General features: G+C 60.5%; 11 protein-coding genes. 7 read left to right on the forward strand and 4 right to left on the reverse strand.

Going from position 1 to position 14,712, the window contains the following annotated elements; genetic code table 11:
* Positions 1-154: 154 nt before the first annotated feature.
* A complete protein-coding gene (locus P5205_07935; GenBank protein ID HSA10288.1) occupies positions 155-1,066 on the reverse strand; it encodes a sugar phosphate isomerase/epimerase in 912 nt (303 codons plus the stop codon).
* A 244-nt stretch (positions 1,067-1,310) separates the two neighbouring features.
* On the opposite strand from P5205_07935, the gene P5205_07940 reads away from it, so the two are divergent.
* A complete protein-coding gene (locus P5205_07940) occupies positions 1,311-2,213 on the forward strand; it encodes a sugar phosphate isomerase/epimerase (GenBank protein ID HSA10289.1) in 903 nt (300 codons plus the stop codon).
* A 173-nt stretch (positions 2,214-2,386) separates the two neighbouring features.
* On the opposite strand, the gene P5205_07945 is transcribed toward P5205_07940, so the two are convergent.
* Complete coding sequence (locus P5205_07945) at positions 2,387-4,240, reverse strand: glutamine--tRNA ligase/YqeY domain fusion protein (protein ID HSA10290.1); 1,854 nt, start codon at positions 4,238-4,240, stop codon at positions 2,387-2,389.
* A 936-nt stretch (positions 4,241-5,176) separates the two neighbouring features.
* Between P5205_07945 and purN the strand changes: the two genes are divergently transcribed.
* Positions 5,177-5,803, forward strand: coding sequence for a phosphoribosylglycinamide formyltransferase (gene purN / locus P5205_07950; protein HSA10291.1), 627 nt, complete (start codon positions 5,177-5,179; stop codon positions 5,801-5,803).
* 129 nt (positions 5,804-5,932) lie between these two features.
* Positions 5,933-6,814 carry an ATP phosphoribosyltransferase gene (gene hisG, locus P5205_07955; GenBank protein HSA10292.1) on the forward strand — a complete coding sequence of 294 codons (882 nt, stop codon included), beginning with the start codon at positions 5,933-5,935 and terminating at the stop codon, positions 6,812-6,814.
* A gap of 6 nt (positions 6,815-6,820) precedes the next feature.
* On the opposite strand, the gene P5205_07960 is transcribed toward hisG, so the two are convergent.
* Together P5205_07960 and P5205_07965 are read right to left on the reverse strand one after the other, a co-directional pair.
* Complete coding sequence (locus P5205_07960; protein HSA10293.1) at positions 6,821-8,644, reverse strand: HEAT repeat domain-containing protein; 1,824 nt, start codon at positions 8,642-8,644, stop codon at positions 6,821-6,823.
* A 682-nt stretch (positions 8,645-9,326) separates the two neighbouring features.
* Complete coding sequence (locus P5205_07965; GenBank protein ID HSA10294.1) at positions 9,327-10,640, reverse strand: Gfo/Idh/MocA family oxidoreductase; 1,314 nt, start codon at positions 10,638-10,640, stop codon at positions 9,327-9,329.
* A 124-nt stretch (positions 10,641-10,764) separates the two neighbouring features.
* On the opposite strand from P5205_07965, the gene P5205_07970 reads away from it, so the two are divergent.
* The 4 genes from P5205_07970 (at position 10,765) to P5205_07985 (ending at position 14,642) form a co-directional block, all read left to right on the forward strand.
* Positions 10,765-11,064, forward strand: a complete 300-nt coding sequence (locus P5205_07970) for a FeoA family protein (GenBank protein ID HSA10295.1) — start codon at positions 10,765-10,767, stop codon at positions 11,062-11,064.
* 29 nt (positions 11,065-11,093) lie between these two features.
* Positions 11,094-11,336, forward strand: coding sequence for a FeoA family protein (locus tag P5205_07975; protein HSA10296.1), 243 nt, complete (start codon positions 11,094-11,096; stop codon positions 11,334-11,336).
* Positions 11,329-13,668: a ferrous iron transport protein B gene (gene feoB, locus P5205_07980; GenBank protein ID HSA10297.1), complete on the forward strand. Its 2,340-nt coding sequence runs from the start codon at positions 11,329-11,331 to the stop codon at positions 13,666-13,668. The genes P5205_07975 and feoB overlap by 8 nt, the downstream gene beginning before the upstream one ends.
* A gap of 110 nt (positions 13,669-13,778) precedes the next feature.
* Complete coding sequence (locus P5205_07985) at positions 13,779-14,642, forward strand: prepilin-type N-terminal cleavage/methylation domain-containing protein (protein ID HSA10298.1); 864 nt, start codon at positions 13,779-13,781, stop codon at positions 14,640-14,642.
* Positions 14,643-14,712: the final 70 nt, after the last annotated feature.

The raw sequence follows: 14,712 nt of genomic DNA on the forward strand, positions 1-14,712 counted from the left end.
CTGATTGTCGCTTTGGCACCCGCTGCCACGAAAGGCACACATAGAATCAACAGCGAAGCCACGAAGACGGGAAACCCCGAGCGAAGCTTACGGAGGAGCCCAGCGCATAAGCTAGAATTCCGTTCCATCGTCCGCGCCTTCCTGTCTTAGTTGTTCAAAAGTAAGGCTCCAGTACATTCCTGGCGACCCGGAGCGCCTGCTTCCGCCCGGCAAGCGTCTTGCCGAAGGTGTCATCTTCGACCTCAATACACACGGGGCCGTCGTAGCCGATCTCATAGAGTGCGGCCATGTACTTGGCCCAGTTGATGTCGCCCAGCCCCGGAATGCGCGGCGTATGCCATTCTTTGGGAAACGCGAAGACGCCCACCTCGTTTAGGCGCTCAGGATGTACGATCATGTCCTTGGCGTGCAGGTGGAAGAACCTGGACTTAAACTCGCGCAGCGGGCTAAGCGGGTCCATGTGCTGCAACACCAGATGCGACGGGTCGTAGTTGAGACCGAAGTTCCGGGAGGGAATATCGCTAAACATGCGCCGCCAAATGAAGGGGCTGATCGCGAGGTTCTTGCCGCCGGGCCACTCGTCGCGGGAGAAGGACATCGGGCAGTTCTCGATGCCGACCTTGACGCCATGGTCCTCGGCGAAGGCGATGATCGGCTTCCAAACCTTAAGGAACCGGGGCCAGTTCTCGTCCACCGTCCTGTTACAGTCACGGCCCACGAAGGTGTTGGCGCATTTGAGACCGAGCGCCTCGGCGGCGAGAATGACCTTTCTGAAATGGCTCACCGCAGTCCGGGAAACCACGGGGTCCGGGTCCAGCGGGTTGGGATAATATCCCAGGGCGGAAATGCTGACGCCGTGCTTCGCGCACAGGGCGTTGACGTCATCCGCCCGCACGCGAGTGAAGCCGCTAACGTCAATGTGTGTTACGCCAGCGAATCTCCGTTCGGCCTTGCCGACAGGCCAGCACATGACCTCGACGCAAGCAAATCGTTCGGCGGCGGCAAATTCGAGAACCTGGTTCAGGTTGAGTTCAGGAAGGATGGCGGTGACGAATCCGAGTTTCATATGGCGATAGTTTGATGGTTGATTTTCGGTGAATGTGCCGAATCATCAATCGGAGTGCCATGCAAAAATGCCGGGATGCGGAGCGCATTTTCAGCTTGAAAGGCGCCGGGCAACCGGCATCACTACGTGGAACGTCTATGCATGACTCGATTCACCAGCGGAATTTCCTGCAACGCACCCACTCTGCTGCCGGGGGTTTGAATAGAGTCCAGAGTCCATAGTCCAATGGTAGCGAACTACTATTATGAGAAAACTAGCATTATTGAGCTTAACCATCCTCACTTGTACGTCTCTGCTGGGCCAGGACGCCGCCAAGGCTTCCAGCGCGGCTGACAAGCTGGGCTGGCAGATGGCTATTCATGCCTACACGTTCCGCAAGTTCTCCATCTTCGAGTGCATAGACAAGACTGCCGCGCTCGGTTTGAAGTGTATGAGCCTGTCCGGCAGCGTCAGCCTCGATGGCAAGAACAGCGTTCCCACAGTAACCCTCTCCGACAAGGACGCCGAGGCGATCAAGAAGGCGGCGGCAGACAAGGGGATCAAGCTGGTCAACATCGGCGTGGTGAAGCTGCCGCCCGACGAGGCCGAGAGCCGGAAGGTCTTCGAGTTCGCCAGGAAGATGGGCATTGATACACTGGTGCCAGAGCCCGAACCGGCGGCACTCGACCTCGTCGAGAAGCTGTGCAAGGAGTACAACATCAAGGTGGCCATCCACAACCATCCCAAGCCATCGCGGTATTGGAACCCCGACACCGTCCTCGAAGCCGTCAAAGGTCGCAGCCCCCTCATGGGCGCCTGCGCCGACACGGGCCATTGGCTTCGCTCCGGGCTCGACCCGGTGGAGTGCTTGAAGAAGCTCGAAGGGCGCGTCATCTGCCTCCACTTCAAAGACTTGGTGTCGGAAGACCCCAACGCGCAAACCCCAGCCAAGAAAAAGAAGAAGAGCGAATCCAAAGCGATGCACGACGTACCCTGGGGCACCGGCGTGGGCAACGTGAAGGCGCAAATGGCCGAACTGAAGCGTCAAGGCTTCCGAGGTGCCTACTGCGTGGAGTACGAATACAACTGGGACAACTCGATGCCCGAGATCGCGAAGTGCGTGCAGTTCTTCAACGCCACTTGCGCCGAGCTGGCCAAGCGGCGATAACCGTTTTAACGCGCGGATTTCACCCCCGTCCTCTGGCGCAGGCTTCCAAGCCTGCGACCCCGGGGGGGCAAACCGACGTCCTGACCCGCTTAATAGTCGGCGATACCGCAGACTCGCAGGGCTGCGTTGCAGGACCGGCTGCGATCGGCAGGCTCAGCCACGCGGAAGCTGGATTACGCTTTCTTGGCTTCCTTGGCCCAAGTGTCCTTCAAGGGTATGGTCCGGTTAAACACCAAGGTGGGGACGGTCGGACCACTCGGCCGGTCCTCCCGGCTAGATGACCCTGCCGTGCTGTCCTTATCAAGCGTGAAGTAACCCAGACGCTCAAACTGGTAGCGAAGCTCTGGTTTGGCATCCTTGAGGCTCGGCTCGCATTTGGCAGTCACAACCTCCAAAGAGTGCGGGTTGAGATGCTGCTTGAAGTCGCCGCTGGCATCAGGCTCGGCGACGGTGAATAGACGGTCATAGAGCCGCACCTCAGCGTCGATGGCATGCGCGGCGCTAACCCAGTGGACTGTGCCTTTGACTTTGCGGGCGGCGGTGGGACCGCCGGTCTTGCTGCCGAGGTCGGCGGTGCAGCGGAGTTCCACCACCTGCCCGGCAGCGTCCTTGACCACTTCGTCGCACTTGATGATGTAGGCGTACTTGAGGCGCACTTCGCCGCCCGGACGCAGGCGGAAGTATTTAGGCGGCGGTGTCTCCATAAAGTCGTCGCGCTCAATGTACAACTCGCGGCCGAAGGGGACCTTGCGCTTGCCGGCGCCCAGGTCCTCGGGGTTGTTGACGGCTTCCACTTCTTCGACCTGGCCGGCGGGGCAATTGGTGATGACGACCTTGATCGGGCGGAGCACGGCGAGGCGGCGGAGGGCGCGGCGGTTGAGGTCCTCTCGCATGCAAAACTCCAGGACGGACACGTCGGTGATGCCGTTGTACTTGGTGATGCCGATATTGTAGGCGAAGTCGCGCAGCGCCTCCGGAGTGACGCCGCGCCGCCGCAGACCGCTGATGGTCGGCATGCGGGGATCGTCCCAGCCGGAAACGAGGTTCTCGTTGACGAGCTGCATCAGCTTGCGCTTGCTCATCACGGTGTAACCCAGGCTCAGGCGGGCGAATTCATACTGGTGCGGCAGGGGCCGAGGCAAGTCTAGCTGTTCGAGTATCCAATCGTAGAGCGGGCGGTGCACCTCGAACTCCAGCGTGCAAATCGAGTGGGTGATACCCTCGATGTAATCGCTAAGGCAGTGGGCAAAATCGTACATCGGGTAAATGCACCATTTGGCGCCCGTATGGTGATGCTCGGTGTGGCGAATGCGGTACAGGACCGGGTCGCGCATCCAGATATTCGGCGACGCCATGTCAATCTTCGCGCGCAGCGTGCGCGTGCCATCCGGGAACTCGCCATCCTTCATCCGGATGAAGAGGTCCATGTTTTCCTCGACGGAACGGGTTCGGAAAGGGCTCTCCTTGCCGGGGCGCTCCGGCGAACCGCGATACTTGTCAGTGTCTTCGGCGGAAAGGTCGTCCACGTAGGCGACACCCTTCTTGATAAGCTGCAAGGCGTATTCGTAGGTTTGGTCGAAATAGTCGCTGGCGTAGAAGGGCTCCAGCGGGATGTTGGACGTTCCTGTTATCGGCGCCAGGTAGAAATCAGTTTTGCCGCTGACGGTCTGGGCTTCGGCCAGTTTGCCCTTGGGCTTGAACCCGAGCCGGTCATCCGCCCAGGCGCTGATGAGCCATTTCACATCTTCGGTGATGGAGTCCACATACTCGACGTCTTCCTTGGTTGGGTTGGTGTCGTCCATGCGCAGGTTGCAGATGCCGCCGAACTCGCGGGCGATGCCGAAGTTGAGGCAGATGGATTTGGCGTGCCCGATGTGCAGGTAGCCGTTCGGTTCCGGAGGGAAGCGGGTGTGGATTTGCGGGTATTTCTTCTCGGCCACGTGGGCGGCGACGATGTCGCGGATGAAGTCCGAGGGAGCCGCAGCGGCGCCGGCCGCGGTGGCAGGTTCAGAAGCTTTATTAGCCATAGTCATTGAATGTGGGGCGGAGGGTAACAGGAGGTTCGGGCAATGTCCAATTTGCTTTCCTTCCGCAAAGCCCTCGGGTGTTGTCGCGCTCGGTCCGGGCGTTGTCATGTCTCTTGCATCCGTCATTGTCCGCCACATGGTCGCCCATGGCTTTTTCCACTGCTTCGACGCCCTTCCAAACCTCGCAGGATTGAGCCTAAGTGCGTGATTTCGCGAATCCACTAACTTATTGCCTACCCATTGCGCAGAATCCCAGCTTGGCCGGCATCTGTTGGAATTGTCTCACCGAGCGGGTAAGAAGCTCAAGACCTGCGCCGCAAGCCGGGTGATTCTGGCCACGCCCGCCGAGCGCCGCCCCAACCACTGGATCCACCCGTCCTCCTCCTGGGCGCGAGGCACGCCAACCCCAAAGCCAGCTACGGCGCTGCGACGGCGACCATCCAGTGGGACTACGGTGTGTATCCCATGAGGGTCGACCCACATGGGATACACACCGGGATGTAACAGGCTTCACGACGTGGTCGCCCGGTCACTTCTGGCTGTGGGAGGCTGTGAGGGCGGATGTGCTCGGGAGGCCTCACTGTCTCAAAAATGGACACGGCGCCGATTTCCACCCGGGCGCCTGTTCGGTTCAGGAATGGGGAATTGTATGAATGGATTGCGGTATCTAAGGGAGTGTTCACTATCCACGCCCCACCGGATGCGCTTACGTGCGCTCAGTGGGCGCACCACCTGCCATTGGCGTTCGTATGGCGTGATATCCGCTCGTGCTTAGCTCGTATTCCGCTGATATTCCGCTCATACTCCTGCTCTCCGGCCGCTGCCGTGAACGTCCCGCGTAATGGCGTGCCGCTCAGGATGCGAGAAAGGAATTGGTGGTTTGACACGACTTGGGGCTTGTGGAGTCTGCCGGTGTGGCTGTAAGAAAGCGGCGTGATGGTTGAACGCAAATTCCGCATCGGGGTGCTGGGCTCGGGCAAGGGCTCGAACTTCGTGGCTATTGCCGACGCCTGCCGGATGGGCACAGTGGCGGCGGAAGTGGCACTGGTGTTGAGCGACGTGGCAGAGGCGGGCATCCTTGAGCACGCGAACGATCGAGGAATTCCAGCGCGATACATTCCACCCGGCAAGTATCGCACCAGGCTGGAAGAGGAGACGGAACGAGCGTACATCGAGGCGCTGCGCGCCGCCGAGGTGGATTTGGTTGTGCTGGCTGGGTTCATGCGGGTGCTCAAGGAAGCGCTGCTGGGCGCCTACGCGAGGCGCATCATCAATATTCACCCGTCCCTGCTGCCTGCTTTTCCCGGGCTGGAAGCCTGGAAGCAGGCTTTGGCGCATGGGGTGAAGGTGACAGGATGCACGGTGCATTTCGTGGATGCGGGGGTTGATTCCGGCCCCATCATCGGCCAGCAGACCGTGCCGGTTTTGGATGAAGATACGCCCGAGACGCTGCACCAGCGCATTCATGCGGCGGAACACGTCTTGTATCCGCGATGCGTCGCAGCAATTGCGCGCGACGACATCACCGTCCGAGGCAGGCGCGTGCTGTGGCGCACGGCCTGACCGGCTTGAGGCGGCGCCAAGAAAAAGGTCGCTTTGGCGGGGGGGTTGTGGCAAATAGGACCGTTCACACGAGCGGGCGAATCAGCGAAGTGCTCTTCGCGTCCTCGTGCCAGAGAGCCAATTAACAGCATGAAGAAGAAGCACGCACTGCGGTTTGGGCTGCCCAAGGGCAGCTTGCAGGAGGCCACCATTGAGAAGATGGGCAAGGCCGGATTTAACATTTCAGTCGGCAGCCGCTCGTATATTCCCTATGTGGATGACGAGGAGCTGGAAATCCGGCTGATTCGGGCGCAGGAGATAAGCCGCTATGTTGAGCACGGTTACCTGGATTGCGGCATCACCGGCCACGACTGGATTCAGGAGAACGGCTCGAAAGTGCACGAGGTGGGTGAATTCCAGTTTAGCAAGGCGACGCGCCAAGCCGCCCGCTGGGTGCTGGCGGTGCCGGAGCACTCGCCAATTCAGTCCGTGAAAGACCTGCGGGGCAAGCGCATCGCAACTGAGGTTGTCAACCTGACAAAGAAATATCTGCGCCGGCACAAGGTCAAAGCCGAGGTGGAGTTTTCCTGGGGCGCAACCGAAATGAAGGCGCACGAGCTTGTGGACGCAATCGTGGATATCACGGAGACCGGCTCGTCTCTGCGGGCAAACAAGCTGCGCATCGTGGACACACTGTTGACTTCAACCCCACGGCTGATAGCGAACCACTCCTCCTGGCAGGACACCTGGAAGCGGCAGAAGATCCAGAGGCTGGCGCTGTTACTTCAGGGCGCGCTCGAAGCAGAAACCAAGGTTGGCCTGAAGATGAACGTGGCGCAAAAGAGTCTCCCAAAACTCCTGAAGGCTCTGCCCGCGCTGCGCAATCCGACCATTTCCAGTCTCAGCCAGGAAGGCTGGGTGGCGGTAGAGACGATCATTGACGAGCATATCGTGCGCGAGATGATTCCCGCGCTGAAGGCCGCCGGGGCGGAGGGGATAATCGAGTATCCCCTCAACAAGGTGGTTTACTGAGGCTGGTCAGGGTTGCGCGCCGGCCGATGCGGTTTTGGGCGGTTCGGCGCTGAACCGCAGGCCGTCCATATGCGAGCCGTTGGGCGTGCGCAGGCGCGCGCAGAAGGCCCAACCCTGGTTAAGCTGTGTCACTTTCAGCAGAACTCGGTTCCAACCCTCGGTCAGACTGACCTGCGCTTTGTCCGACGCGGGCTGCAAGCCGCGGAAGGTGTTGTTGGTGTGGACAACCTGGTCGTTCAACCAGACTTTCACTCCGTCGTCGGTGCCCAACTCAAGCAGCGCGGGCTGTTGCCGGTTGGAATAAACCCAATGGCGCGCGTAAGCAACGCGCTGATTGCCCCCCAAGGCTTGTAGCAAATCCATGATCCACGGGCGCTTCGCGTCGGGGCCAGGCGGCATCGCCTTCCACTCGACGTCTTGGGCAGCGGGGTTTTCGGGCGGGAAAGCGATGTCGAACAGTTCGTTGTACTCCTTCCCGTTCTGATGATAGGGCCCGGCAATTTGCCATGTCATGATGTGGTCAGCGCCGTCCTGGATAACCTTCAAGGCCTCCTCGGTGGCCTTCCGCGCGCCGGAGTCCGAGATGGCCACCAGCACCCTCGCCAAGGCATTGGTCGCCGCCTCCGCCTGCGCATAAGGCAGAGCAGTGGCGATCCTGGTAATGGTCTGGCCGGCCTCGAGCTGAATGGACGATTCTCTCAACATCGGTTCGGCAAGTGCAAGCGCTTGAGGGTCGGGAATCTCGGCGAGGCCAGCCAGCACGACGCGCTTCTGGTCCGCGCTCAAGTCCGTGGCGAGGATAGTCCTGAGGGGCTCTATCTGCTCCCTCGCCGGCAGCTTGATCGATTCCTCCTGGGTGGTAAGGCGCACACAGGTGCGAATAGCCAAGGTGCGGAGATTCTCTTCTGGCGCCTCGCAAGCGACCCTGAGGGCGTCAGGCAACAGCTCAGGATCACAGGAATCACAAAGTGCGCGAATGGCGGCGGCACGAACCCGTGAATCGGAGGCCGCGACAGCAGCGCGCAGGGCTGCGCGGGTCTTGGGATCAATCTGACCGCCGCACACTGGGAGGAGAGCAATGCGGGTATCAGTGGTGCCGGTCGCTAACGCTTCCAGCAGAGGCTCCGTGTTCACGCGGCCACGCCGGATTTGAGCCTGGTGGCAGGCGGAGCTGAGGGCTTCAACAGCCTCAGCACGGGGGGTGTCGGTCTTTGCCTCCGCCACAAACTTGACCATGGCGTCCAATTCGGCGTCGTCCACAAGCACGGCCAACGCCTTGAGTGCCGCTTTACGGGCCGACCCAGACCCCTGCCGCACCAACTCCATCAATTTGGGAACCGCCAACTTGTCACCGCGCTCGCCCAGCGCGCGAGCGATTTCAGCCTGGATATCGGGTTTGGCATCGGGCAAAACCCGAAGCAGTGTTTCGGTTGGATTGCCTCGCTGCAGCTGCACCAATGCCCGCCGGGCAGCTCTTTGCTCCTCGCCGTTCGAGGACGCCGCGCAGGCTGACAACACAGGAACCATCGAGGCATCACCCAGAATGCCCAGCGCGTTAATAGCCGCCAGCCGCACCTCGGGCGCAGGGCTGCTCACGGTCGCTGCGATGGCTGGCGTCGCGGATATATCACCGCGCTGGCTCAAGCCTTCAACCAGGGCGGCCTGGACCGGGTGATCAACTCCGCTTAGCAAGCCAACCATGGTCTCGGTCGCATCGGGAACAGTCACTACGCCTACCAGTTGCAGCGCAGCGGTCTGGCTGGGACCATCCTTGCCAGTGATGGCCCGGGACATCAAAGGCAGGGTCTCTTTTCCGGAAGACTGGATCATTCCGCGATAGGCAGCAGTACGGACAGAGTCCCTTCTCTCAGAATCGTAAAGCTGCTGATAGATCGCCATAGCCTTTGATTGGCTGCCTTCCACCAGAAGGCGGCTGGCGCAGCGGAGGCACGCATCCACGATTGCGTCACGGACAGGCCCCGCGGAATCCGGACGAGCGGCACACAGTGCTTTAAGGCCTCTGGGAGCGTCGACTTGGCCCAAAGCAGTTGCTGCGGCGGCAGCCACCTGAGCGTCGTGGTCCTTGAGCAATTTGACCAGACCAGATACTGCTCGTTTCTCGGCCCGCAAACCAAGAGAGTTAATAATGCCGACTTTCGTCAACGATGCGGTCCTGGGCAATGCGTCGATCAAAGCATGCCCTGCTTTGACAGAGGACATGGATTCAAGTGCATAGCGAGCGGAATGAGAGAGTTGCTCGTCGGTAAGCAGCGCCGCGAGCGCGGGAACCGACCGGTCTGTGCCAATGAGCTTGAGCCGCGCGCAAGCGGCATCTTTCTCAGCTGCGGATGAACCGGATTTCAAGACTGCGATCAGGCGTTGCTCCTCGTTCGTTGTCGCGGCCTGCGCTGAAGTGCGAATTGCAGGCAGCAGGATGCTGAGAGTCAAGATCAGGAGGGGGAGTCTTCTCATGGCGGTGTCTGGCAGGGTGACGGGATGGGTGGGCACGGGTTCAGATACACCAGGGCGGGCGCTTGGCGATCGCGAGAAAGCGATTGGCCTCGTCATCCTTTATGAACTGCTCAGCCTCGGGATCCCATTTGAGGCTGCGTTTCAACTGCTTGGCGACGCCGCCCAACAGCAAGGCGCTGGCGGCGCGGTGAGCGATGTCCGCATCGCAGATCGGCTTCTGCCGGGTGCGGACGCAGTCCAGGAAGTTGCCCGCGTGGCTCCTGCTGTGGTATAGGTGCAATTCGTTCGGCCGGAGCGGCTCGCGCACGATGTCCGGCGGATCCGACACCAGTGCATCGCGGTCCACGGCGATGCGGCCTTCGGTGCCGACGAAGACCCCGCCGCCGACGTTGCCAACCGCTTCGCCCGGATAGGCTTTACCATAAACCACGATCCCGCTGGCGTACTTATAACAGGAACGATCTTCCTCCATGAAGATCTCCACCGGTCCCGTGTCGTCGGCCGCCGCGGCCCACTGGACTATGTCGTAGTGGTGCTGCCCCCAGTTGAGTTCGCCGATGTCAAAGCGGTGCGCGCTGGCATTGCCGTCGTAAGGGATCCAAGGCGCGGGACCCAGGTAAAGGTCCCAGTCCAGACCATCGGGCACTGGCTTGGCGGAGCCAAATCGCTGTGGCCAGAAGACGCCGCCGCCATCCCGATAGGCGTAGATAGCCTGCAACTTGCCAATGCGGCCGCTGCGGATGAATTCGCAGGCGCGACGGAATTTACCGTCGTATTCGCTGCGCTGCTGAGTGCCGGCTTGAAAGACGCGGCCATACCGCCGCACCGCCGCGAGCATAGCCTGGCTCTCGCGCACGGTCACCGCGGTCGGCTTCTCGCAATAGATATCCTTGCCCGCCTCGGCAGCCATGGCGGTCATTATGGCGTGCCAGTGGGCGGGGCTGGCGATCAACACGGCGTCTATGTCGGCCCGGTCGAGGACCTGGCGAAAGTCCGTATACGCTTCGCACGACTTGTAGTTGCCGACGCCGTAAATCTCGGCGTAGTGGTCGTTCACTTTCTTGCAGGCGTTTTCGCGGCGGTTGCGCCAGACATCGCAAACGGCCAATACGTGAACATCCTTGCGCCCCGCATAGCCCCCGGCGACATATGTCCATGCGCCGCCCAGCAAGTGGCCGCCCCCCTGGCCGCCGACGCCGATGAACCCCATCGTGATGCGTTCGCTGGGCGAGAGCGCCCCGCCCCGGCCAAAAACTGACGCCGGAACGATTGTCGGCGCGGCGAACGCGGCAGCAACGACGGTGGTGGATTGGCGTAGGAAATGGCGGCGGCTGACGGGTGGTGCGGGCTTCATATTCAAGTGCTGCGCAACTGGATAGTTTGAAACCTAGCGAGCTGGTTGGTGAATGTCGAGCGCCGGACATTCTGTGAGAAAATGGCTCTTGCAACTGAGTCTCAATTGTCCTACTCTGCCGACAGTGAAACAGAAGCTGTTGCCCGAACTCGCGGTTCTCGAAGGTTGTCGTGCCGGACATGCGATGTGCCCCCTCAGTCGGGTGCGTACCGGGACAGTCGTCTGCATCAAGAAGCTTGTCACATCCCCCGAGGTCACCGACCGGTTGCGGGAATTGGGCCTTTGTGAGGAGCAGCGGATCAAACTCCTGGCCAGGCAATCGAATTTCATTTGTCAGGTCTGCAACGCGCGGCTGGCGATTTCCGGTGAACTGGCAGACTCGATCATGGTGGAAGCTGTCCCGGCATCCACCCAGCGGGCTTGAGTCGCGCCGACTTGCCCCACAACGAAGCCATGCCCCCCTCCCTCCAACCCTTGACTTCGCTTGCCTTAGGGACCACGGCCACCGTCGTTGATATCAAACTGCCCTCCGAAACGCGGCCGCGATTGATGGAAATGGGCTTGCTGGTGGGAACTCCGGTTGAGCTTGTGCGTTTTGCTCCGCTCGGCGATCCGGTGGAGATCAAGGTTCGCGGTTACCATTTGACTTTGCGCAAGCACGAAGCGGAGCAGATTCTGGTGCAAGTTAATGGGTAAGCCCGGCGGAGCATCTTCCACCGATCCAGGGCAGGCAGTCTTGCCTACCGGGGCGGCGCCGGTCGGCGCTGCCGCCCCCAGTTCCTCGACCAAGTCCTCCCAGGCGGCAGGCGGCGCTTTTCCTCCGTATGTCGTGCTGACAGGCAATCCGAACTCAGGCAAGACGACGCTGTTCAATGCCCTGACTGGTTTGCGCGCGAAGGTCGGCAACTACGCGGGAGTAACGGTCGAGCGCAAGGAGGGCCGTTTGCTCGGCGCGCCGGCTGGCATCAACGCGCGAGTGTTGGATTTGCCCGGCACCTACAGCCTGAGCCCGCGCTCACTTGACGAGCAGATTTCGCGCGACGTGTTGCTCAATCGGCTGCCGGAGGTGCCCGCGCCGTCAGTCATCATCGTGGTAGTCGATGCTTCGAATCTGCAGCGCAATCTCTACTACTCCACGCAAGTGATTGAACTGGGATATCCAACAATCATCGCACTGAACATGATTGATGTGGCGGAGGAGAATGGACATTACATCGACGCGGCGAAACTGTCCGGCGAATTGGGCGTGCCTGTGCTGCCGCTCATCGCCAGCACCGGTCGCGGTGTGCCCGCACTCCGCGAGGCGGTCCTTTCCAAGCTCCAAGAACCACTCCGGTCCAGGCCGCCCCAATTCTCCAAGTTACCAGCGTCGGTCGAAGCGGAGGCAAACGCGCTGGCCCAATTACTCGCGGGGACCTTCCACGAGCGCCGCCCGCAGGCTGCGGCGGAGGCGTTGCTGATTCTTGGCAACGAAAAGGCGCTGGCCTCCAGCCTCCAGCATTACTCGGCGCCCATACAGGAAGCCGTTGCCGCCGCGCGAACCCGTCTCGAGGCCGGAGGGATTGATTGGCGCGGCGTCACCATCGAGAGCCGTTACCTGGCTGTGGCGGCGATCCAGCGCGCAGTCACCTCCGAACTCGCGCCTCCGGGCGAGACGTTCAGTGACAAACTGGACCGCGTGCTGACGCACAAGTTCTGGGGCACGATCATCTTTCTGGCCGTCATGACCTTCATGTTTCAGAGCATTTTCACCTTCGCCCGCATTCCCATGGACGCGATGCAAATGGGCGTAGACTGGCTCGGATACGCCGTGGGAAACCTAATCCCCCCCGGGGATCTGAACAGCCTGTTGGTAGACGGGGTGATTGCCGGCGTGGGTGCCGTGGTGGTGTTTCTTCCGCAAATCCTGCTGCTGTTTCTCTTCATCGGCTTTCTCGAAGACACCGGTTATATGGCCCGTGCGGCGTTTCTTATGGACCGCCTTATGAGCAAGGTCGGCCTGCACGGCAAAAGCTTCATCCCGATGCTGAGTTCCTTCGCCTGCGCCATTCCTGGGATTATGGCGACCCGCACCATCGAGAGCCCCAAGGACCGTTTGGTAACCATCCTGGTGGCGCCGTTGATGAGTTGCGCCGCCCGGCTCCCCGTCTATACGCTGCTCATCGCCGCCTGCATCCCCAACCTCACGGTGCTCGGTTTTCTGAAACTGCCCGGGCTGACGATGCTGGCCATGTATCTGCTAGGCATCGTGGTTGCCCTGTTGATGGCCTGGCTGTTCAAAAAGACCCTGCTCAAGGGAGACACGCCCATGCTCATCATGGAATTGCCGCCCTACAAACGGCCGCTGCTGCGGGTTGTCCTCCGCCACATGTGGGACCGCTCGAAACTCTTCCTGCGCCGTGCGGGAACCGTGATCCTCGGCATCAATATCCTGCTCTGGTTCCTCGCCACCTATCCCCATGCAACCGAATCGCAGTTGGCCGCCGCGACCCAGCGCGCACGCTTGCAGGCCGAAATGGCCCAGCCCCTCTCCTCTGAACAGGCCGCCGCCATCCGCACCCAACTCCAAGGGCTCGACGACCAGGCCGCCGGCGAGCGGCTGCGCCAGAGCTTCGCCGGACGGTTAGGCCGCCTGATTGAACCAGTGATTGCTCCCCTCGGATTCGATTGGAAAATCGGTATCGGCATCATTACCTCCTTTGCCGCTAGGGAGGTTTTTGTCAGCACCATGTCCACTGTCTATAACGTGGGCCGGTCAGACACCGCCCCCTCCAGCATGACCAACCTCGTTCAGACCCTCCAAGCCCAGAAAAGGCCGGACGGCACGCCCGTCTACACCCCTTTGACTGCGGTCACGCTAATGGTCTTTTACGTCTTTGCCCTGCAGTGCGTCAGCACAGTCGCCATCGTACGCCGCGAGACCAATGGCTGGAAGTGGCCATTTTTCCAGTGGTTATACATGGGCGCGCTGGCTTGGGGCTTGGCCTTCCTGACCCATGTTGGGGGGCGCTTATTGGGTTGGGTTTGACGAGTTGCGCAGAGGCGGGCGTTCTGGTGACTGGAGAGTTGTGCCGTTATCTCCGCCGACCAGTGCTTGCAGACCAACGGCCCCCTTCAAGAAAAAAGCAAAAAAGGGGCTTGCATCTGGCACGATCCAAGCGGTATATTTCCGTGCGTAATACGGCAATGACCGTGAGATTAGCGAACTCAAATTCGCGTAAGTTACAGCGGTGGCGAGGCTTTACGCTCGTCGAACTACTGACCGTCATTGCTACCATTGGCATACTGGCCGCCCTGTTGCTCCCAATTCTGAGCAAAGCCAAAGGCAAGGCTCAACGCACTACCTGCCTTTCCAACCTTCGGCAACTGGGATTTGCTTGGGCTATGTACCGAGATGACAACAGCGACTACATCGCCGAATCCTATCCGGGCAGCAGCGCCACGGACATCAACCCCGAGGTTTGGGTTCGCGGAGACATGAACAAGCTTGCCGAAGCGGGCAACAAAGACCTGATTCGGCAAGGCAAGCTCTTCCCCTATAACCGCAGCCTGGGTATTTATCATTGTGCCGCTGACCGGGGCGTCTGTATCGACGGCAAGTTGGTGCCTACCGTGCGTAGTTACTCGATGAACAGTTTTATGGGTGCGCGCAATTCTCTTAACCCACCCATACCGTCCACCGCTGGCGACTATGTGCGGTTCTATGCCAAGTACTCGGAAATCCCACGCCCGGACAACATGTGGGTCTTGGTGGAGGAAGACGAGCGCAGCATCAACGACGGATTCTTCGTTACCGATCCCACAGGCCGGATATGGTATGACTTCCCAGCCATTTCCAATGCGCGCCACAATCTCAGCTACGCCCTCAATTTTGCGGATGGTCACTCTGCAATCTGGCGGCATCGGGACCCGCGCACCCTGCTCGTCAGCATCAATAATACCGAGCAGCCCGGCAATCGAGACCTCGAGCGCCTGGCCAAATCAACCACGACCCGGAAGTGACCTTTAGGCTCAGGTTGATCGGCACATCTTGTCCCGTTTTCCCTTCATAAAGCGAAAGCCTGCACGAGTC

It is taken from the genome of Candidatus Paceibacterota bacterium, from assembly GCA_035452965.1.
GTDB lineage: Bacteria > Verrucomicrobiota > Verrucomicrobiia > Limisphaerales > UBA8199 > UBA8199.